The sequence below is a fragment of the Actinoplanes sp. NPDC004185 genome (genome assembly GCF_053603475.1).
The window spans coordinates 1-18,120 of the sequence record NZ_JBSGFR010000005.1 but is presented as its reverse complement, the minus strand read 5'-3'; the positions used below and the strand labels follow the sequence as shown (position 1 = coordinate 18,120).

At 71.6% G+C, this 18,120-nt stretch carries 19 protein-coding genes; 8 read left to right on the top strand and 11 right to left on the bottom strand.

All coding sequences use genetic code 11. From position 1 onward, the window contains the following. Positions 1 to 4: 4 nt before the first annotated feature. Positions 5 to 1,153 (top strand): Mrp/NBP35 family ATP-binding protein, encoded by a 1,149-nt coding sequence (locus ACWEOZ_RS06635; protein WP_451909750.1) that lies wholly within the window; start codon positions 5 to 7, stop codon positions 1,151 to 1,153. A gap of 3 nt (positions 1,154 to 1,156) precedes the next feature. On the opposite strand, the gene ACWEOZ_RS06630 is transcribed toward ACWEOZ_RS06635, so the two are convergent. After that, entirely contained in the window at positions 1,157 to 1,570 is a 414-nt protein-coding gene (locus ACWEOZ_RS06630; protein WP_451909749.1) for a preprotein translocase subunit TatB, read from the bottom strand. A 79-nt stretch (positions 1,571 to 1,649) separates the two neighbouring features. Next, complete coding sequence (locus ACWEOZ_RS06625) at positions 1,650 to 2,915, bottom strand: S1C family serine protease (RefSeq protein WP_451909748.1); 1,266 nt, start codon at positions 2,913 to 2,915, stop codon at positions 1,650 to 1,652. 260 nt (positions 2,916 to 3,175) lie between these two features. Between ACWEOZ_RS06625 and ACWEOZ_RS06620 the strand changes: the two genes are divergently transcribed. Beyond that, complete coding sequence (locus ACWEOZ_RS06620) at positions 3,176 to 3,784, top strand: O-methyltransferase (protein ID WP_451909747.1); 609 nt, start codon at positions 3,176 to 3,178, stop codon at positions 3,782 to 3,784. Here the strand turns inward: ACWEOZ_RS06620 and ACWEOZ_RS06615 are convergent. After that, on the bottom strand, positions 3,774 to 5,210 hold the full coding sequence (locus ACWEOZ_RS06615) for a leucyl aminopeptidase family protein (protein ID WP_451909746.1): 1,437 nt from the start codon (positions 5,208 to 5,210) through the stop codon (positions 3,774 to 3,776). The two genes, ACWEOZ_RS06620 and ACWEOZ_RS06615, sit on opposite strands and share 11 nt — an antisense overlap. A 76-nt stretch (positions 5,211 to 5,286) precedes the next feature. Beyond that, positions 5,287 to 5,454, bottom strand: coding sequence for a DUF3117 domain-containing protein (locus ACWEOZ_RS06610; protein WP_015625691.1), 168 nt, complete (start codon positions 5,452 to 5,454; stop codon positions 5,287 to 5,289). A 292-nt stretch (positions 5,455 to 5,746) separates the two neighbouring features. Here ACWEOZ_RS06610 and ACWEOZ_RS06605 point away from each other — a divergent pair, with 292 nt between their 5' ends. The 3 genes from ACWEOZ_RS06605 (at position 5,747) to ACWEOZ_RS06595 (ending at position 8,316) form a co-directional block, all read left to right on the top strand. Continuing rightward, positions 5,747 to 6,559, top strand: coding sequence for a PaaX family transcriptional regulator (locus tag ACWEOZ_RS06605; protein ID WP_451909745.1), 813 nt, complete (start codon positions 5,747 to 5,749; stop codon positions 6,557 to 6,559). Continuing rightward, the gene (locus ACWEOZ_RS06600) at positions 6,556 to 7,389 is read left to right on the top strand and encodes an enoyl-CoA hydratase-related protein (RefSeq protein WP_451909744.1); all 834 of its coding nucleotides are present in this window, start codon (positions 6,556 to 6,558) and stop codon (positions 7,387 to 7,389) included. Before ACWEOZ_RS06605 ends, ACWEOZ_RS06600 begins: the two co-directional genes overlap by 4 nt. A 129-nt stretch (positions 7,390 to 7,518) precedes the next feature. Beyond that, entirely contained in the window at positions 7,519 to 8,316 is a 798-nt protein-coding gene (locus tag ACWEOZ_RS06595; RefSeq protein WP_451909743.1) for a S1 family peptidase, read from the top strand. A gap of 98 nt (positions 8,317 to 8,414) precedes the next feature. Here ACWEOZ_RS06595 and ACWEOZ_RS06590 read toward each other — a convergent pair whose 3' ends face one another. The 5 genes from ACWEOZ_RS06590 to ndhC all read right to left on the bottom strand — a co-directional run bounded on the left by ACWEOZ_RS06590 (position 8,415) and on the right by ndhC (position 11,447). Next, on the bottom strand, positions 8,415 to 8,972 hold the full coding sequence (locus ACWEOZ_RS06590) for a hypothetical protein (RefSeq protein WP_451909742.1): 558 nt from the start codon (positions 8,970 to 8,972) through the stop codon (positions 8,415 to 8,417). Positions 8,973 to 9,345: 373 nt separating this feature from the next. Then, on the bottom strand, positions 9,346 to 9,936 hold the full coding sequence (locus tag ACWEOZ_RS06585; protein WP_451909741.1) for a DNA-3-methyladenine glycosylase I: 591 nt from the start codon (positions 9,934 to 9,936) through the stop codon (positions 9,346 to 9,348). Positions 9,937 to 9,967: 31 nt separating this feature from the next. Then, entirely contained in the window at positions 9,968 to 10,465 is a 498-nt protein-coding gene (locus tag ACWEOZ_RS06580; RefSeq protein ID WP_451909740.1) for an SRPBCC family protein, read from the bottom strand. Continuing rightward, positions 10,462 to 10,986, bottom strand: coding sequence for a DivIVA domain-containing protein (locus tag ACWEOZ_RS06575; RefSeq protein WP_451909739.1), 525 nt, complete (start codon positions 10,984 to 10,986; stop codon positions 10,462 to 10,464). The genes ACWEOZ_RS06580 and ACWEOZ_RS06575 overlap by 4 nt, the downstream gene beginning before the upstream one ends. An 83-nt stretch (positions 10,987 to 11,069) precedes the next feature. Continuing rightward, on the bottom strand, positions 11,070 to 11,447 hold the full coding sequence (gene ndhC / locus ACWEOZ_RS06570; RefSeq protein ID WP_451909738.1) for an NADH-quinone oxidoreductase subunit A: 378 nt from the start codon (positions 11,445 to 11,447) through the stop codon (positions 11,070 to 11,072). A gap of 199 nt (positions 11,448 to 11,646) precedes the next feature. Here ndhC and ACWEOZ_RS06565 point away from each other — a divergent pair, with 199 nt between their 5' ends. After that, complete coding sequence (locus ACWEOZ_RS06565; protein WP_451909737.1) at positions 11,647 to 13,500, top strand: 2-oxoacid:acceptor oxidoreductase subunit alpha; 1,854 nt, start codon at positions 11,647 to 11,649, stop codon at positions 13,498 to 13,500. Then, positions 13,493 to 14,539: a 2-oxoacid:ferredoxin oxidoreductase subunit beta gene (locus tag ACWEOZ_RS06560; RefSeq protein WP_451909736.1), complete on the top strand. Its 1,047-nt coding sequence runs from the start codon at positions 13,493 to 13,495 to the stop codon at positions 14,537 to 14,539. Before ACWEOZ_RS06565 ends, ACWEOZ_RS06560 begins: the two co-directional genes overlap by 8 nt. Positions 14,540 to 14,730: 191 nt before the next feature. On the opposite strand, the gene ACWEOZ_RS06555 is transcribed toward ACWEOZ_RS06560, so the two are convergent. After that, positions 14,731 to 15,747 carry a potassium channel family protein gene (locus ACWEOZ_RS06555; protein WP_451909735.1) on the bottom strand — a complete coding sequence of 339 codons (1,017 nt, stop codon included), beginning with the start codon at positions 15,745 to 15,747 and terminating at the stop codon, positions 14,731 to 14,733. Positions 15,748 to 15,934: 187 nt separating this feature from the next. On the opposite strand from ACWEOZ_RS06555, the gene ACWEOZ_RS06550 reads away from it, so the two are divergent. Further along, positions 15,935 to 16,438: a phospholipase gene (locus ACWEOZ_RS06550; protein WP_451909734.1), complete on the top strand. Its 504-nt coding sequence runs from the start codon at positions 15,935 to 15,937 to the stop codon at positions 16,436 to 16,438. Positions 16,439 to 16,596: 158 nt separating this feature from the next. On the opposite strand, the gene ACWEOZ_RS06545 is transcribed toward ACWEOZ_RS06550, so the two are convergent. Then, positions 16,597 to 18,120: ATP-binding protein (locus ACWEOZ_RS06545; protein WP_451909733.1), on the bottom strand; the 1,524-nt coding region annotated here is incomplete at its 5' end.

Sequence of the window (18,120 nt, the reverse complement as noted above, 5' to 3'; positions counted from 1 at the left end):
ACTCATGTCCGCACCAGCCCCCACCATCGAGGACGCGATCCAGGCGGCCCTCGCCACCGTCGACGATCCTGAGATCCGCCGCCCGATCACCGAGCTCGGCATGGTCAAGGGCTTCACCGTCGCCGGGTCCGGTGTGAAGGTCGAGCTGCTGCTCACCGTCGCCGGTTGCCCGCTGCGCGACAAGCTCACCAACGACATCACCGCCGCGGTCACCGCGATCCCCGGGATCACCACCGTGGAGATCGACTTCGGCGTCATGACCGAGGAGCAGCGCAAGTCCCTGCAGGCCACGCTGCGCGGCGGCGGCGAGTCGGCCGAGCCGGTCATCCCGTTCGCCCAGCCGGGTTCCAAGACCCGGGTGTACGCGGTGGCCAGCGGCAAGGGCGGCGTGGGCAAGTCCAGCGTCACCGTCAACCTGGCGGCCGCCCTGGCCAAGCGCGGGCTGTCGGTCGGCGTGGTCGACGCCGACATCTACGGCCACTCGGTGCCCCGCATGCTCGGCGTCGAGGGCCGGCCCACCCGGGTCGAGGACATGATCATGCCGCCGCAGTCGCACGGCGTGAAGGTCATCTCGATCGGCATGTTCACCTCGGGCAACGCCGCCGTGGTGTGGCGCGGGCCGATGCTGCACCGGGCCCTGCAGCAGTTCCTCGCCGACGTCTTCTGGGGCGACCTGGACGTGCTGCTGCTGGACCTGCCGCCGGGCACCGGTGACGTGGCCATCTCGCTGGCCCAGCTGCTGCCCAACGCCGAGATCCTGGTCGTGACCACGCCGCAGATGGCCGCGGCTGAGGTGGCCGAGCGGGCCGGGGCGATCGTCCAGCAGACCCACCAGCGCCTCGTGGGCGTGGTCGAGAACATGTCCTGGCTCGAGCTGCCCGACGGCACCCGCATGGAGGTCTTCGGCGCCGGTGGTGGCCAGACGGTGGCCGACTCGCTCACCAAGACGGTCGGCGCCTCGGTGCCGCTGCTGGGTCAGATTCCGCTGGACACCCGGGTGCGCGAGGCCGGCGACGCCGGCACGCCGGTGGTGCTGGCCGACCCGGAGGCACCGGCGGCCAAGGCGCTGGACGCGGTCGCGGACCGGCTCGCCATCCGGCGGGAGTCGCTGGTCGGCAAGCCGCTGGGCCTGCTGGTCAACGCCCGCAAGTAGGGCCTAGGTAGCGTCGAGATCGAATCTGCGCGGCGCCGGGGTGGACTTCTCCACCGCGGCGCCGTTGCTCTGCGCCTTGAGGTCGGCGGCCGAGGCGACCTCGCCGAGATCCGACTTCACGCTGTTCAGGTCGCTCTTGACGTCCTCGAACAGGCCCTGCAGCGGCTTGCGGATGGCCTGCTCGTCGTCCTCGCTCAGCAGATGCTTGCGGATGAACGCCTTCGGGTGCAGGTCCTGCAGCTGGATGTCGGTGCCCAGCTCCCGGCTCAGGTCGGTGGTGGCGTTCTGGGCCATCGCCCGCAGACCGCGCAGCATCCGCAGGCCGTCGCCGATCACCTTGGGCAGGCGCTCACCGAAGATCAGCAGCGCGAGCATCAGCAGAGCGCCGATCTCCCACCAGTTGAGGTTCTCGAACACGCGCGGACCTCCCTCGTCGCGTACCTGAGCAAGAGTACGCACGCACCCTGTGCCCGCGCCGCCCGCCCATGAGGCCGGTTCACTTCGCGTCGGCCGCCAGGGTCACGGAGGCCGTCTGGGTCTTGGTGCCACGCCGGTATTCCACGGCGACGACCGATTCCGGGGCGTACTTGCGGACCAGCGCGATCAGGTCCGTGCCGTCCTCCAGCAGGTGACCGTTGATCTTGGTGACCACGTCGCCGGACTTCAGCCCGGCCGTGGCGGCCGGACCGGCGGGCTGGACCGAGCGCAGCCGGGCCCCGGCCGAGCCCGCGGAGCCGGAGGTGCCACCGGTGGAGACCTCGGCCCCGATCACCGTGCGGCGGGCCTTGCCGTGGTCGATGATCTCGCGGGCGACCCGCATGGCCTGGTTGATCGGGATGGCGAAGGCCAGGCCGATGTTGCCGGCCTCGGTGTCGCTGCCGCCGACGGACCGGATCACCGAGTTCATGCCGACCACCCGGCCGGCCGCGTCGACCAGCGGACCACCGGAGTTGCCCTGGTTGACCGCCGCGTCGGTCTGGATGGCGGCGTAGTAGCGGACCGTGCCGCCCGGGTCGCCGGCCTGGATGGTGCGGTCCAGCGCGCTGACGATGCCGGAGGTGACGGTGTTGACCAGAGCCAGTGGCGAACCGAAAGCAAGCACGGGGTCACCCACGGCAATGGAGTCCGAGTCGCCAAGTGAGACAGCCGTCACACTCTTCTTTGCGACTTTGATCACTGCGATGTCCGATTCGGGATCGCGCCCGACCACCGTCGCCGACGCCGTGGACCCGTCGCTGAAGGACACCGACATGGAGTCGTTGGCGCCCTCGACCACGTGGTCGTTGGTCACCACGTAGCCGTCGGGGGAGATCACGAAGCCCGAGCCGATCGCGCCGGTGACCCGGACGGTGACCACGCTGGGCAACACCTGCTTGGCCACGCCGGCCAGCGAGTCCGGGGCCCGCTGGGCCGCCGACGGGGCTGCCAGCGGAGTGCCGCCGAGCTGGGTGCCGCCGCCGACGCCGCTGCGGGTGGCGAACACGAAGCCCAGCGTGCCGCCGAGACCACCGGCCAGCAGCGCGGTGACCAGGCAGATGAGCAGCACCGGGGTCATCGACCGGCGCGGTGCGTCCGGGTCGACGACGGGCTCGGGCTGCGGGCCGGTGCTGACCGGGGCGGTGGGCACGACCACCGCCGACGGTGCGTACGGATCCCGCCACGGATCGGACAGAGCGTCGGACCACCACGGCGACCCGGCCGACGCTCCAGGCGTGGCGGACGGCGGCGGTTGAGGCTGGCGCCAGTTCCAGCCGTCGGTCACGTCGGTGCCTCCCCTGGTCGGTACCGGAGCGCCGGGCTCCGACATCCAGGATGACACGGATCGGTGGAGATCATCCGGTCAGTGGGACCCCGGGCCGCGGGCCGCCGCTTTCCGCCGCCGAAGTCCCGGTGCGCGAAGGGTGAGCATCGCTCTACGCTCATACCCGATGTGCACCGGTTCCGGACCGCGCATCCCCTCTCCAGACGGAGGTCGTCATCGTCACCGCAGCCCGATCGTTCGGCGCCCCTACCGCGCAGTCGGTGCAGTTCTCCGAGGCCTACGCCGCCGAGGACATCGTCCTGCAGACCGCCCGCAACCTCGCCCACGAGGTCGGCCTGGCGGCCGTCTCGCCCGGCGCGGGGTCCGTGCTGAGCGTGCTCGCCGCGGCGGGCAGCGCCAAGGCGGTGGTCGAGATCGGCACCGGTACGGGCGTGAGCGGCGTCTGGCTGCTCCGCGGCATGCGCGCGGACGGCGTCCTGACCACGATCGACGTGGAGAACGAGCACCAGCGCATCGCCCGGCGGATCTTCCAGGAGGCGGGCTTCGCGGCGTCGCGGACCCGGATCATCACCGGCCGCGCGCTGGACGTGCTGCCCCGCCTCGCCGACGGCGTCTACGACCTGGTCTTCGTGGACGCGGACGCCACCGAGTTCGGCGCCTGCGCCGACGCCGCGCTACGACTGCTGCGCCGCGGCGGGATCCTGGTGGTCAACGGCGCCCTGGCCGGCGGCCGGATCAGCGACCCGTCGGCCCGCGACGTCGACACGATCACGATCCGCGAGACGGTCAAGGCCGTCCGCGAGTCGGAGGAATGGATCCCGGCCCTGATCCCGGCCGGCGGCGGCCTCCTGACCGCCGTCAAACGCTAGCGAGCCAGCGGAGCAGGGTGCGGGCGCCCCAGCCGGTGGCGCCGCTGGTGAGGTCGCCGTCGTCCTCGGCGGCCCAGCTGGGCGCCGACATGTCGAGGTGGGCCCAGCGGTCCAGGTGGTCGCCCAGGAACTCGCTCAGGAACAGCGCCGCCACCACCGAGCCCGCGCCGCGCGCCGGGGAGCTGTGCCGGTCGGCGATGTCGCTGTGCAGGTATTCCGCGTAGTCGCCGGGCAGCGGCAGGCGCCACATCCACTCGCCCGCGGCGGCTCCGGCGGCGGCCAGTGCCGCGGCGAGCTCGTCGTTGTGGCTGTACAGGGCCGCGGTGCGCTTGCCCAGGGCTACCGCGTTCGCGCCGGTCAGGGTGGCCAGGTCGACCACCACGTCGGGGCGCAACTCGGCCACGGCGTACGCCAGGGCGTCGGCCAGGACCAGCCGGCCCTCGGCGTCGGAGTTGGTGCTCTCGGACGTCGTGCCGTCGTACTGGGTGATGACGTCGCCGGGCCGGTAGGCCGAGCCGCTGATCGCGTTCTCCGCCAGGGGCGCGAGCGTGGTGACGCGTACGGGAAGGTGCAGATCGGCGGCACCCAGGGTGGCCGCGACGACGGCCGCCGCCCCGCTCATGTCCTTTTTCATCAGTTTCATGGCGTCGCGGCTCTTGATCGAGATGCCGCCGGTGTCGAAGGTGATTCCCTTGCCCACGAGGACCACATGGCGGGACGCACCGGCCGGCTGCCAGCTCATCTCCAGCAGCCGGGGCGGGCTCGCGGAGCCGGCGCCGACGGCCAGGATGCCGCCGAAGCCCTCCGCGGCGAGCTGCTCCGGCTCGCGGACGGTCACTGTCAGGCCCGGGCGTGTCGCCGCCTCGGCGACGATCTGCGCGGCGAACCAGGCCGGGTTCTTCACCGAGGCCGGCATGTTGGCCAGGTCGCGGGCGAGCCAGGTCGCGGCCGCGGTCACCCGGGCTGTTTCGAGACTCGGGGCGTAGCTGTCCGGATCGTCGACCCGGATGGTGATCTCGGTGCTGCGGGGCCCGGTGGGGGCGTCCCGGAAGCGGTAGGAGGCGAACCAGAGCCCCTCGGCCAGCCCGCGCAGCGCCTCGGCGGGGGCACCGGTCCCCAGCTCGATCCGCACCTGCTCCTCGGGGCGGACGGCTCGGGCGATCGCCGCGCCGGCGGCACGCCAGCCGGCCTCGTCGCCGGGGCCGACCCCGGCCAGCAGGACTCTCACGGGTCGCCGCGTCGGGCGCGGCAGCAACTGCACCACGCCGGGTCGTCCGGGATCGTCCGCGCTGCTCAGCAGGGCGGCGACCTCGGCTTCCAGCTCGGTGCCGGCGTCGGCGGCACCCGTCGGCCGGCCATCGGCACCGACCGCGAGCACGCGGGTGGAATCGTCGGCGGGCCCGGCCGTCAGCCTGATCGCGAACACTGGAGGATGACCTTTCCGCAAGACGTGGAAAGCCCGCCGGTACGGCAGGTACCGTACCGGCGGGCCACGTGAAACGTCAGCCGGCGATCGCCTTCAACGCGTCACCAAGCGCGTTGGCCTCGTCCGGAGTCATCTCAACGACGAGACGGCCACCACCCTCCAGCGGGACGCGCATGACGATCCCGCGCCCTTCCTTGGTGACCTCCAGCGGACCATCGCCCGTCCGCGGCTTCATCGCCGCCATCTTGTCTCCCCTCAGACCTACATCAGGGTCGCGGTGGGTTACCCCACAGCCACTTCGTCAACGCGCCGTGCTCAGCCCCACGGTGCGCCGTACCTCGTATCCGACCGGCGGAGTCGCCCCCGCTGGACCGACCCGAGACCGCAGCGCTGCGAGCCTCGCCCGACGTCACGCGACGTGGCCCACCGTGCCGATCAAACATTTTCCCTGATGAACACCGGCGAACCCAAACCCAGCCCGGGCTGATGTGACAGCGTCTAGCATATCGCCTTTCGGGCTGTCACAATGTGCGGTCATGCAGGCGCGGTCGGCACTCTTCGACCTCTACGGCGACTACCTGCGCCCGAGAGGCGGCCGCGCGCCGGTCGCCGCCCTCGTCAAACTGCTCGCACCGGTCGGCATCGCCCCGCCCGCGGTCCGCACCGCGGTCTCCCGGATGGTCCGTCAGGGCTGGTTGCACCCTATGCGACTGGTCTCCGGCCCGGGCTATCTGCTCACGCCGAAAGCCGCGCGCCGACTCGACGAAGCGGCCGCCCGGATCTACCGGACCGGGCGCAACGGCTGGGACGGACGCTTCGATCTCGTCCTCACGCACGCCCCGGTCCCGCGCCGGGAAGCGAAACGACTGACTTTTCTGGGCTACGGCATGTTGGGCGAGTTGGCCTGGGTCGCCCCGCGCGCCACCGACGAGGTCGACACCGTCCTGGCCGATGCCGGAGTCGGGTACGAGCGGTTCAGTGCCAGCCACGCGGCCGGCTCACCGGGAGCGGCCGAGGTGGTCGGACGAGCCTGGGACCTCACCGAGATCGGCCGGGCGTACGAGGACTTCATCGCCACCCAGCGCCCGGTCGTCACGGCGGTCAACGCCCGCAGTTCCGACGAGGAGGCGTACGCGGCCCGCTTCCAGCTCGTGCACGCCTGGCGCTCGTTCCTGTTCCGCGACCCGCAGCTGCCGCCCGCCCTGCTGCCCGCCCGCTGGCCCGGCGCCAGCGCGGCGACGTTCTTCGACCGGCACGCCGCCCGGTTGCGACCGGCCGCCGACCGCTACGTGGAGAGGTGCCTGGCTTCGGTCTCCCGCGGCGGACGTGTGGGATTCTCAGAACCATGACGGCCATCCAACCGCCCCACCCGCCGCCCACGAGCGGACTGAAGACCGACTCCCTGCTTGTCGACCGCACCGACGCTGTCGTCACTCTCACTCTGAACCGGCCCGACGCCATGAACGCCCTGGATGTGGACCTCAAGGAGGCCCTGCGGGACACGCTGGCGTCGATCGAGACCGACCGGTCCATCCGGGCGGTCGTGCTGGCCGGGGCGGGCAAGGCCTTCTGTGTGGGCCAGGATCTCCGCGAGCACGCCCGCGACCTGGACAAGGGCGCCACCGAGCTGGACACCGTGCGCCAGCACTACAACCCGATCGCGCAGCGGCTGGCCAGCCTGCCCAAGCCGGTGGTCGCGGCGGTCCGGGGCACGGCGGCCGGGGCCGGCGCGTCGCTGGCGCTGCTGGCCGACTTCCGCATCGGCGGCCCGCGCACCACCTTCCTCATGGCCTTCGCCAACGTCGGCCTGGCCGGTGACACCGGGGTGAGCTGGTCACTGCCGCACATCGTCGGCCGGGCCCGGGCGCTGGAGCTACTGCTGCTGGCCCAGCCGGTGCGGGCCCAGGAGAGCTTCGACTACGGCCTGCTCACCCAGCTGGTCGACGACGACGAGCAGGTGCTGCCGACGGCGCAGGAGCTGGCCGCCCGGCTCGCCGCCGGCCCCACGGTGGCGTACGCGGCCATCAAGCGCGAGCTCTCCATCGGTACGGCCGGCTCGCTCTCCGACGCGCTGGCCGCCGAGGCCCAGGCGCAGGCGATCTGCGGGCGTACGGCCGACCACCAGGCCGCGGTGACGTCGTTCGTGGCGAAGGAGAAGCCGGTCTTCGAGGGCCGGTGATTCTTCCGGCGAGGTAGCGCCGGCAGTATGAGTATTTCGGGATACCCGCATCAATGCAGGTAAATGTTTGACTTCCCCCATCGAGATGAGGTGCAGCCGCAGGGCGCATCTCGGGCTGGGGAGGTCTGGATGGCAAGGTGGCGCAGGATCCTGAGCGGGGCGGCAGCCGCTCTCACGGTGGCCGCGATGGGCAGCCTGATGCAGTCGTCGCCCGCGGCGGCCGCCCCCGACGGCCCGGACATGGTCGTCGGCGGCACCACGGCCACGCAGGGTGAGTTCCCGTTCATGGTCCGGCTGTCGATGGGCTGCGGCGGCGCGCTCTACAGCCCGACCCTGGTGCTGACGGCCGCCCACTGCGTGAACGGCACCGGCACCAACACGTCCATCACCGCGACGATCGGCGTGGTCGACCTCCAGTCGACGAGCAAGGTCACCCGCAGGTCGAACTACGTGTACCGGGCGCCCGGCTACAACGGCAACGGCAAGGACTGGGCGCTGATCCGCCTGGCCAGCCCGGTGACCGGCTTCGCGACCCTGCCGATCGCCAAGACCACCGCGTACGACTCGGGCACGTTCACGATCGCCGGCTGGGGCGCGGCGACCGAGGGCGGCGGCCAGCAGCGCTACCTGCGCAAGGCGACCGTGCCGTTCGTCAGTGACACCACCTGCAACTCCAGCTCGATGTACAACGGCCAGATCATCGCGAGCAACGAGATCTGCGCGGGCTACACCGCCGGTGGCGTGGACACCTGCCAGGGCGACTCGGGCGGCCCGATGTTCCGCCGCGACTCGGCGAACGCCTGGATCCAGGTCGGCATTGTCAGCTGGGGCGACGGCTGCGCCCGGCCCAACAAGCCCGGCGTCTACACCCAGGTGAGCTACTTCGCCTCGACGATCGCCTCGGCGGCCGCGAGCCTCGGCGGCTGATCCCTCTCGGCGGCTGATCCCTCGGCGGCTGATCCGGAGGACGGACACGAGAACGGGCCCGGAGCTTGGTGCTCCGGGCCCGTCGCGTTGTCCGCCGCTCAGTCGTCGTCCTCGTCCTCTTCCGGGTCCTGGTTGGCCTGCTCACCCAGCACGAACGCCTGCATGGCCAGCTCGTTGCCGGCCGGCGAGACGAACGTCGGGAGCTCGGCCGGGCCCAGCTCCAGCGCGTACGACCAGAACTGCCGCACCGCCTCCGCCGGGGTGGCCGCCTCGATCGGCAGATCGAGGCTGACCAGCCAGGTCTGCCGGTCCGGGCCGGCGTTCAGCCGGGCCGCGAACCGCTCGTACTGCTCCTCGTCGATCTCGGCGACCGGCTCGGCCGGCTTGAGCTCGCCGGCCGGCACCGGCTCGTCGAAGGACCGCCGACGGTAGGTGACAGCCAGCTCGGGCACGCCGTGCGCCCCCCGCCGGGCCGGCACCCCGGCGACCACCCCGAGGGCCACCACCTGCGGCGCCTGTTCGTCCGCGACCAGCAGGACCCGGTCGCCGGCCGCCGGTTGCACCCCGGCCAGGCCCGCCACGGTCAGGGTGTCGTGATGGAACAACCGCTCGGTCGCCCACCGATCCGCTGGAATGATCACCGCCCACTGCGCCATGCGCACCATCACATCACGAGCCGCCGGAGGGGTCGGCGCTGGCTCGGAAGGGGGTGACGGGGCCAGCACTGGGGGCGTCGCCGGGAGGGCCTGAGCGGGCCGCTGACGGCCGCGTGGCGCTGCGGCGACCTTGGTGGCGGCCCGCCGCCGGAACTCCGCCTACGCGGCCGATCGAGCGGCGAAGGCGCTTCGTCCGCGGAACTCGCCCTCCGCGGCGGCCTCGATCCCCACGAGCCCGCGACACCCGCCAGGGCCGGAGGCGACCGCCAGGCGCTGGACCACCCGCCGAGCGCGGACCACCCGCCGAGGGCGGCGCGGCACAGGCCGAGGGCGGCGCGGCACAGGCCGAGGGCGGCGCGGCACAGGCCGCCGGTCAGGGGCGGACCGGCGGGACGAAGCAGCCGGCGAGGTGGTCGTCGACCATGCCGGTCGCCTGCATCAGGGCGTAGGCCGTCGTCGGGCCGACGAACTTGAAACCGCGCTTCTTCAGCTCCTTGGCCAGCGCGATCGACTCCGGCGTGGTCGCCGGGACGTCCGCGCGGGTCGCCGGGCGGGGCCGGGGCGCCGGCGCGTAGGACCAGAGCAGGGAGGCCAGGCCGTCCGGCAGATCGGCGGCCACCCGGGCGTTGTGCAGGGCCGCGTCGACCTTCATCCGGTTGCGGACGATGCCCGGGTCCGCCATCAGCCGGGTCGCGTCGGCCTCGGAGAACGCGGCCACCGCCGGGATCGAGAAGCCGGCGAACGCCTCCCGGAAGGCCGGGCGTTTGCGCAGGATGGTGATCCAGGACAGCCCCGACTGGAACGCCTCCAGCGTCATCCGCTCGAACAGCGCGTCGTCGCCGTGGACCGGGCGGCCCCACTCGAGGTCGTGGTAGGGCAGGTAGTCGGGCGTGCTGCCGCCCCATCCGCATCTGGCCCGGCCGTCCGCCCCGACGATCAGGCCTGCGGCGGTCACATCTGTCATGCCGGAGACCGTACGAGATCGGTGTGACAGATCAGGGCAGGCGGCCCTGCTCGACCAGGCGGCCGAACTTCTTCAGCGCGCCCTTGAGGCTCAGCTTCGAGCCGGGCCAGATCACCGGCCAGGCCAGCTTGGCCGCGGCGCCGCCGGGCAGGTGGAACCACTCGTGCATGACGACCTGGGTGCGGTCGCCGGCCATCGCCGTGCAGCGCATCGCGCCGGGGCCGCGCAGGATGTTGCCGCAGTGCACCACCCGGACCTCGTACGGCGCGTCGACCCGCACCACCCGCATCTCGTCGCGCAGCCCGGCCCCGCCGACCCCGGTGATCGCCTCGATCAGGCTGCCCTCACCGCCGTCGCCCTCGACCACCCGAACCTTGGTGAACGGGATCCACTCGGACTGCCGTTCCCAGCTGGTGAACGCCGCGAAGACCCGGGGCGCGGGCGCGTTGACGATGACGGTCGCGGTGACCTCACCGGTGCCGGGAACCGCGGCGTCGCCGAGCCCGTCGACCGGCCCGGGCGCACTCACCGGCTCTCCGCCGGTTCCTCGTCACCCGCCGGCCGGGCAGGCGCCTTCTCCCCGGCGGCCGGCTCGGCGGCAGCGGGAGCAGCGGCAGGGGCAGCGGCGGGTGCGGGCTTGTCGTCCGGCGGCGTGACGTCGGGGACCACAACCGGCTCCGGCGGTGGCGGGGCGATTGCCGCCTCGCGGGCCCGGCGCAGCACGTCCGCGTCGGCCGTACGGCCCTCGCGCAGCGCGGCGACCTCGGCCTCCAGCACGCCGATCAGCTCACCTTTGTAACCGATGTCATAGGCGGCCCGCTGCAGCGCCTGGTCGACCTGGGACATCCGGTAGCCGCGGAACGCGGTGTCGAACCGGGTCCGGAACACGTCCTCCTCGCCGAGCGGACGGTCACTGGGCAGCGGCAGGGACTTGCCGTCCGGCTCGACCGGCGTCAGGCCGGGGTCGCCGCCGCTCACCATGACGGTCACACCGAAGACGATCGCCGCGACGACGAGTGCCACGACGACGAAGAGGAGAAGCTGACCCATGGGCACGATCGTGGCACGACCGCTGCGGGTGTGCGAGCCCGCCACCCCGCCGGGCCACAAACGCCCGGGTGGATCGAGGGGCGTCAGGTCCAGGTAAGGATCTTCTTGCGCCAGGCGTACACGATGCCGAGCGCGAGAACCGCCACGAAGACGCCCATCTCGGCCACGGTCACCAGGCCGAAGCCGGGGCGGTCGAAGACGACCGCCCACGGGAAGAGGAAGACCGCCTCGACGGCGAAGAGCACATAGAGGTACGCGTACACGTAATAGCGGATCTGGGCCTGCGCCCAGTCGCCGCCGACCGGGTCGACGCCGCTCTCGTAGGTCAGCCGCTTGCCCGCGGGCTCGGCCGGATGGGCGGGCCTGAGCAGCCTGTTCGCCCCGAAAGCACCGACGAAGACCAGCACGCCGGCGGCCAGCACCAGCCCCAGCGTGGCGTACGAACCCAGATAGCCCTGCACGGCCGCAGCCTAGCGAACCGAAGAGTGGACTCGGGTGGCTCAGGCAAGCCTTACCTGGCTACTGTGGTCAACGGTCTGAAGTCGGACACGCCCCGCGCCCCACGCCGGTAAGGAGCGCCGACGTAGGCTGGAAGTGACTATTGCGGGCCGGCTCATCGACGTGCGTACCCGCCGGCCGGCTCCTTCAGGAGGTTGGAACGTGGGCGCTCCCGCGAAGCGTGTCGAGCAGCTCGATCGGGTGGTCATCCGGTTCGCCGGGGACTCCGGTGACGGTATGCAGCTCACTGGTGACCGGTTCACCTCGGAGACCGCGCAGCTGGGCAACGACATCTCGACCCTGCCGAACTTCCCGGCGGAGATCCGCGCACCAGCAGGCACCCTGCCCGGTGTGTCCAGTTTCCAGGTGCACTTCGCCGACTACGACATCCTGACCCCGGGCGACGCGCCGAACGTGCTCGTGGCGATGAACCCGGCCGCGTTGAAGGCGAACCTGGGCGATCTGCCGCCGGGCGCCGACATCATCGTCAACACCGACGAGTTCACCAAGCGGAATCTGGCCAAGGTCGGCTATGCGGTCAGCCCCCTCGAAGACGGCTCGCTGGACGGCTTCGCGCTGCACCCGGTCGCGCTGACGTCGATGACCATCGGTGCGCTGGCCGAGCTCGGGGTGGCCAAGAAGGACGCCGAGCGGGCCAAGAACATGTTCGCTCTGGGCCTGTTGAGCTGGATGTACTCGCGGCCGTTCGCGTCCACGATCCGGTTCCTGGAGCGCAAGTTCGCCAAGCGTCCGGATCTGGTCGCGGCGAACAAGGCGGCTTTCCAGGCGGGCTGGAACTTCGGGGAGACGACCGAGGACTTCTCGGTGCGTTACGAGGTGAAGCCGGCCAAGATGCTGCCGGGCACGTACCGCAACATCACCGGTAACGCCGCCCTCGCTCTGGGACTGGTCGCGGCGGGTGTGCGGGCGAAGCTGCCGGTGTTCCTGGGCGCGTATCCGATCACGCCGGCCTCGGACATCCTGCACGAGCTGAGCAAGCACAAGCGGTTCGGTGTGACCACGATGCAGGCCGAGGACGAGATCGCCGCGATCGGCGCGGCCCTGGGCGCCTCGTACGGCGGCGCGCTCGGCGTCACCACCACCTCGGGTCCGGGTGTGGCGCTCAAGGGCGAGACGATCTCGCTGGCCATCGCGCTGGAGCTGCCGCTGGTCATCGTCGATGTGCAGCGGGCCGGGCCCTCGACGGGCATGCCGACCAAGACCGAGCAGGCCGACCTCAACATGGCCCTGTACGGCCGGCACGGTGAGGCGCCGCTGGCCGTGATCGCGCCGAAGTCACCGTCGGACTGCTTCCACGCGGCGATCGAGGCGGCACGGATCGCGTTGAAGTACCGCACGCCGGTGATCCTGCTGTCGGACAACTACGTGGCCAACGGCTCCGAGCCGTGGCTGCTGCCCGACGTGAGCGACCTGCCGGACATCTCGGTGGCCTACACGACCGAGCCCAACGGCGAGGACGGGCGTTTCCTGCCGTACCTGCGGGACCCGGAGACCATGGCCCGGCCGTGGGCGATCCCGGGCACGCCCGGGCTGGAGCACCGTATCGGCGGGCTGGAGAAGGCCGACAAGACCGGTGACATCTCCTACGACCCGGCCAACCACGAGTTCATGGTCCGCACCCGCGCCGAGCGCATCGAGAGCATCCCGGTCCCGGACGTCGAGGTCGAGGACCCGGACGAGAATTCCCGCGTGCTGGTCCTCGGGTGGGGCTCCACCTACGGGCCGATCGGCGCGGCGTGCCGGGCCCTGCGCCAGCGTGGCCTGCCGATCGCCCAGGCCCACCTGCGCCACCTCGCGCCCCTGCCGGCCAATCTCGGTGAGGTGCTGGGCGGCTACGACAAGGTGGTCATCCCGGAGATGAACCTGGGCCAGCTCGCCCACGTCATCCGGGCCAAGTACCTGATCGACGCGGTCCCCTTCAACCAGATCAGCGGTCTGCCGTTCACGGCCGCGACGCTGGAGAACATGCTCGAGGACGTGGTCAAGAATGGTTAGCACCTCCATCCCGTTGACGCCGGTGAAGCTGACGGCCAAGGACTTCAAGTCGGACCAGGAGGTCCGCTGGTGCCCCGGCTGCGGTGACTACGCGATCCTGGCGGCGGTCCAGCAGTTCATGCCCGAGCTGGGCATCGCCCGGGAGAACACGGTCTTCGTCTCGGGGATCGGCTGCTCGTCACGCTTCCCGTACTACATGAACACCTACGGGATGCACTCCATCCACGGCCGGGCCCCGGCGATCGCGACCGGGCTGTCCGCGTCGCGCCCGGACCTGTCGGTGTGGGTCGTCACCGGCGACGGCGACGCGCTGTCGATCGGCGGCAACCACCTGATCCACGCGCTGCGCCGCAACGTCAACCTGAAGATCCTGCTGTTCAACAACCGGATCTACGGCCTGACCAAGGGGCAGTACTCGCCGACCTCCGAGCTGGGCAAGATCACCAAGTCGACGCCGGCCGGGTCGGCGGACTCGCCGTTCAACCCGCTGTCGCTGGCCCTGGGCGCCGAGGCGACGTTCGTGGCCCGCACCATCGACTCCGACCGCAAGCACCTGCAGTCGGTGCTGCGGGCGGCGGCCCAGCACCAGGGCTCGGCGTTCGTGGAGATCTACCAGAACTGCAACATCTTCAACGACGGCGCGTTCGAGGTCCTCAAGGACCCGAACACCCGTGACGACCACCTGATCCGCCTGGAGCAGGGTCAGCCGATCACCTTCGGCGCCCAGGGTCAGTATTCGGTGGTCCACCCGGCCGGCGCCTTCGGCCTGTCGGTCCGTGACAGCGCGGAGCTCGGCGGCGAAACCCCCGTCGTGCACGACTCCACGGTCGACGACCCCGCGTACGCGTTCGCGCTGTCCCGGCTGTCCGGCTCGGACCTGGGCACCACCCCGATCGGCGTGTTCCGCAACGTCGAGCGCCCGTCCTACGACGAGCTCATCCAGAAGCAGCTCGAAGACGCCAAGTCCCAGGTCACCGGCACCCCGGACGAAATGCTCGGCGACCTGCTCAACGCCGGCGACACCTGGACCATCCTGTAACAACGGCTCGAGAACGGCCCAGGCCCTGATGGGCCTGGGCCGTCTTTTGTCCACGCACGGACCTGGCAGGGTGAGGGTGGCCGCTCATGAGCCGCCAGGCGAATGGTCACCCTCGCCCGGTCTCGGCGGGAGCGACGGTCAGCGCCATGCAACCAGGCACGACATGGCCTTGATCTTGATCTGGAAGACGATCAGACCGCTACGCCGATGCCGCTGTTCTCCTCGTCCCGGATGTAGATCAGCATGTCCCCGGTGTCGATGGTGATCGACTGCTGGCCACCCAGCGGCAGCACCTTGCCCCGGCGGATCAGCGCCACCACCAGCGTCTGCAGCTCGCGCGGGTTGCGGCCGACCTCGTCGCGCTCCGCGGACCGCATGGCCAGCGCCATGCCCTGACCCGGGGTCAGCAGATCCTCGACCACGTCGATCAGCGGCGGGGTCGTCGTGGTCAGGCCGAGCAGCCGGCCGGCGGTCGACGACGACACGATGACGTGGTGGGCGCCGCTCTGCTTGAGCAGGGCCGCGTTCTCCTGCTCGCGGACCGCCGCGATGATCCGCACCTGGCCCGCCGTCAGCTGCCGCACCGTGAGGGTGATCAGGACGGAGGCCTCGTCGCTGTCGGTGGCGATGATGACCGACTTGGCGTTCTTGACGTCCGCCTCGAGCAGGACCGCCGAGCGGGTCGCGTTGCCCTCGATCGCGACCAGGCCGTTGGCCCCGGCCTGGCGCAGCGCCTCGTCGCGGCTCTCGACGACGACGATGCGGGACTTGTCGTAGCCCGTCTCCAGCAGCGCGCTGACCGCGGCCCGGCCCTTGGTGCCGTAGCCGCAGACGATGATGTGGTCCTTCAACTTGCGCCTCCACCGGGTGACCCTGATGTTCTTGCGGTACTGGTCCGTGAGCACCTCGAGGGTCGTGCCGACCAGGATGATCAGGAACAGCACGCGCGCCGGGGTGATGAACACGATGTTGACGAGGCGCGCGTCGGGCGTGACCGGGGTGATGTCGCCGTAGCCGGTGGTGGAGAGCGACACGACCGCGTAGTAGAAGCAGTCGAGCAGGGTCAGCCCGTCCTCGTTGAGGTCGCGGTAGCCGTCGCGGTCGAGGTAGATCACCAGCACGGTGAGCAGCACGAGGACCAGGGCGGCGACCACCCGCACGGCGAGCGCCCGCAGTGGTCCCTGTCGGACCAGAGGTAATCGGATCACTGAACGGCCGCCTGCACGTTCACACCATAGCGGCCGGGTCCCACACCGCATTTCAGGACAGCACATGACAGGCCCACCGCGGAATACCCACCGGTAAGTTGAGGCATCGTTAAGGAAAACTCCATTGATCGTCTTGTATCTAGAAAGCTGTCGATCCAAGACTGGCGGCCTACCGCTGGAGGTTTCGATGAAACGGTTCGTCCGCCGTACCCTCGTCGTCCTGATCTCTGCACTGGCCCTGCTGGCTCCCTCGGTGGCGGCCTCGGCCGCCGCGGACAGCAAAGCCACCGTCCTCTCCCGCTGGACCCAGACCGCCGCGTCGAGCGGCACAGCCTGGAACGACGCCCGGCTCAACCGCGACCCGTGGGCCGGCTACGGCTTCGACTGGACCACCGACTACTGCTCGTCCAGCCCGGACAACCCGCTCGGCTTCAACTTCTCCCTGTCGTGCTGGCGCCACGACTTCGGCTACCGCAACTACAAGGACCTGGGCGCGTTCCCGGCCAACAAGGACCGGCTGGACGACATGTTCTACGCCGACCTCAAGCGCAAGTGCGCCACCTACAGCACGGTGACCCGGCCGGCCTGCTACAGCCTGGCCTGGACGTACTACCAGGCCGTGAGCATCTTCGGGTCGCTCGAGGCCGTCAACCCGTCCGACATCGACCGGGCCCGCGAGCTGGTCGAATAGCCGGCCGGCCCCGGGCCGGCCGGTGCGGCCGGCCCGGGGTGGGTCCGCCCGGGCCGGTTCGGCTCGGGCCGGTTCCGCTCGGGGGGCCGGTTCGGCTCGGGCCGGTTCCGCTCAGGGGCGGTCGCGCTCGGGGGCGGGCGGTCGCGCTCAGGGGCGGTTCAGCCCAGGGTCTGGGCGAAGCGGGCCGAGCCGTGTTCGAGGTCCGGGTGCTCGACGGCCAGCGCGATCGCGACGGCCCGGCCGAAGCCGATCTCCGCACCCTCGGCGTAGGCCGCGTCGAAGGCCGCGTCGCCGAGCAGTCGCCTCAGGGCGGCCTGCCGCCCGGACCAGAAGCCACCGAACTGGGTCGCCCGGCACGCCCCGCGCACCGATTCCGCGCCCCCGAACAGGACAGTCGCGGTGCCGGGGTCGCCGCCGATGGCACACCGCACCGCGATAGCCGCGACGGCGTCCGCGGCGGCGCCCCGGAAGCCGTGCCGCAACCGCGACCGCAGGGCGACGACCAAGTGGTCGTGCGCGGCGACCAGGTCGCCGCGGCGCAGGGCGACCATCCCGAGCAACCAGTCGACGGTACGGCTGCCACGGTCCTCCGGCCGTCCCGCCTCCAGCTGGCGGGCACTGCCGAGCACCTCCGCGGCCTCGTCCAGGGCGTCACGCCGCCACAGCAACTCGGCCAGGGTGACCACCGCGGGCAATGCGGCGGCCGGGACCCCGGTGCGTTCGGCCCGGGCGATGACGTCGCGGCACAGCTGCTCGGCCTCGACCGTCCGGCCGGCCTCCACGAGCGAGAGCCGCTGCCCGGAGAGGGCCCGGACCAGCAGCGCCGGATGGCCCACCCGGCGGGCGATGTCCTCGGCCCGGTCCAGGAAGCGGGTGCGTTCCTCCCGGTCGTCGGCGAGTCCGGCATGGACCAGGTACGCGGAGGCCAGCTCGACCGGATCGATCCGCTCACCCTGCTCGGTGCGCTCACCGTCGATCCGCCGGTAGAGCCGGAAGAGCAGGTCCCGTCCGTCGCGCGCCCGGCCGTGCTCGCGCCACCACGGAGCCAGCGCCCCGGCGAGCCGCAGCCCGGCCCGGACACTGCCACCGGTGGCGGACCAGCGCAGCGCGGCTTGCCACTCCTGCACGTACGGCGCCAGCTCGGTGAGGGAGACGGTCCGCGGCTGCCCGTCGGTGTCGACGGCGACCCCGTCGAGGGTGTGCAACGACCAGTCGACGTGCCGGTCCCGGGCGGCCTGCTCCTCCCCCGCGGCGGCGAGCCGGCGGGTCGCGTACGCCCGGACCTGCTCGGACATCTGGTAGCGCGGCCCGGTGACGACCTCGACGAGGGACCGGTCGGCCAGCTCCGACAGGGCGCCGAAGGCGTCCTCGCCGGACCACTCCACAGTGCCGAGCTCGACCGGGCCGGCGAAGACGGCAAGCCGGCGCAGCAGCCCGGCGGCGCCGTCGCTGAGGCCGCGGTACGACCAGTCGAGGTTGCTCGTCAGGCTGCCGTGCCGGCCGGGTTCGGACCGGCCGGCGTCGAGCGCGGCGATCGGGTCGTCGAGGCGGGCGGTGAGCTGGGCCGCCGACAGCAGCCGCAGCCGGTCGGCGGCCAGCTCGATGGCCAGCGGCGCACCATCGAGCTTCGCCGCGATCCGGGCCAGCTCGGCGGCCTCACCGGCCGGACCGGGCCGGCCGCC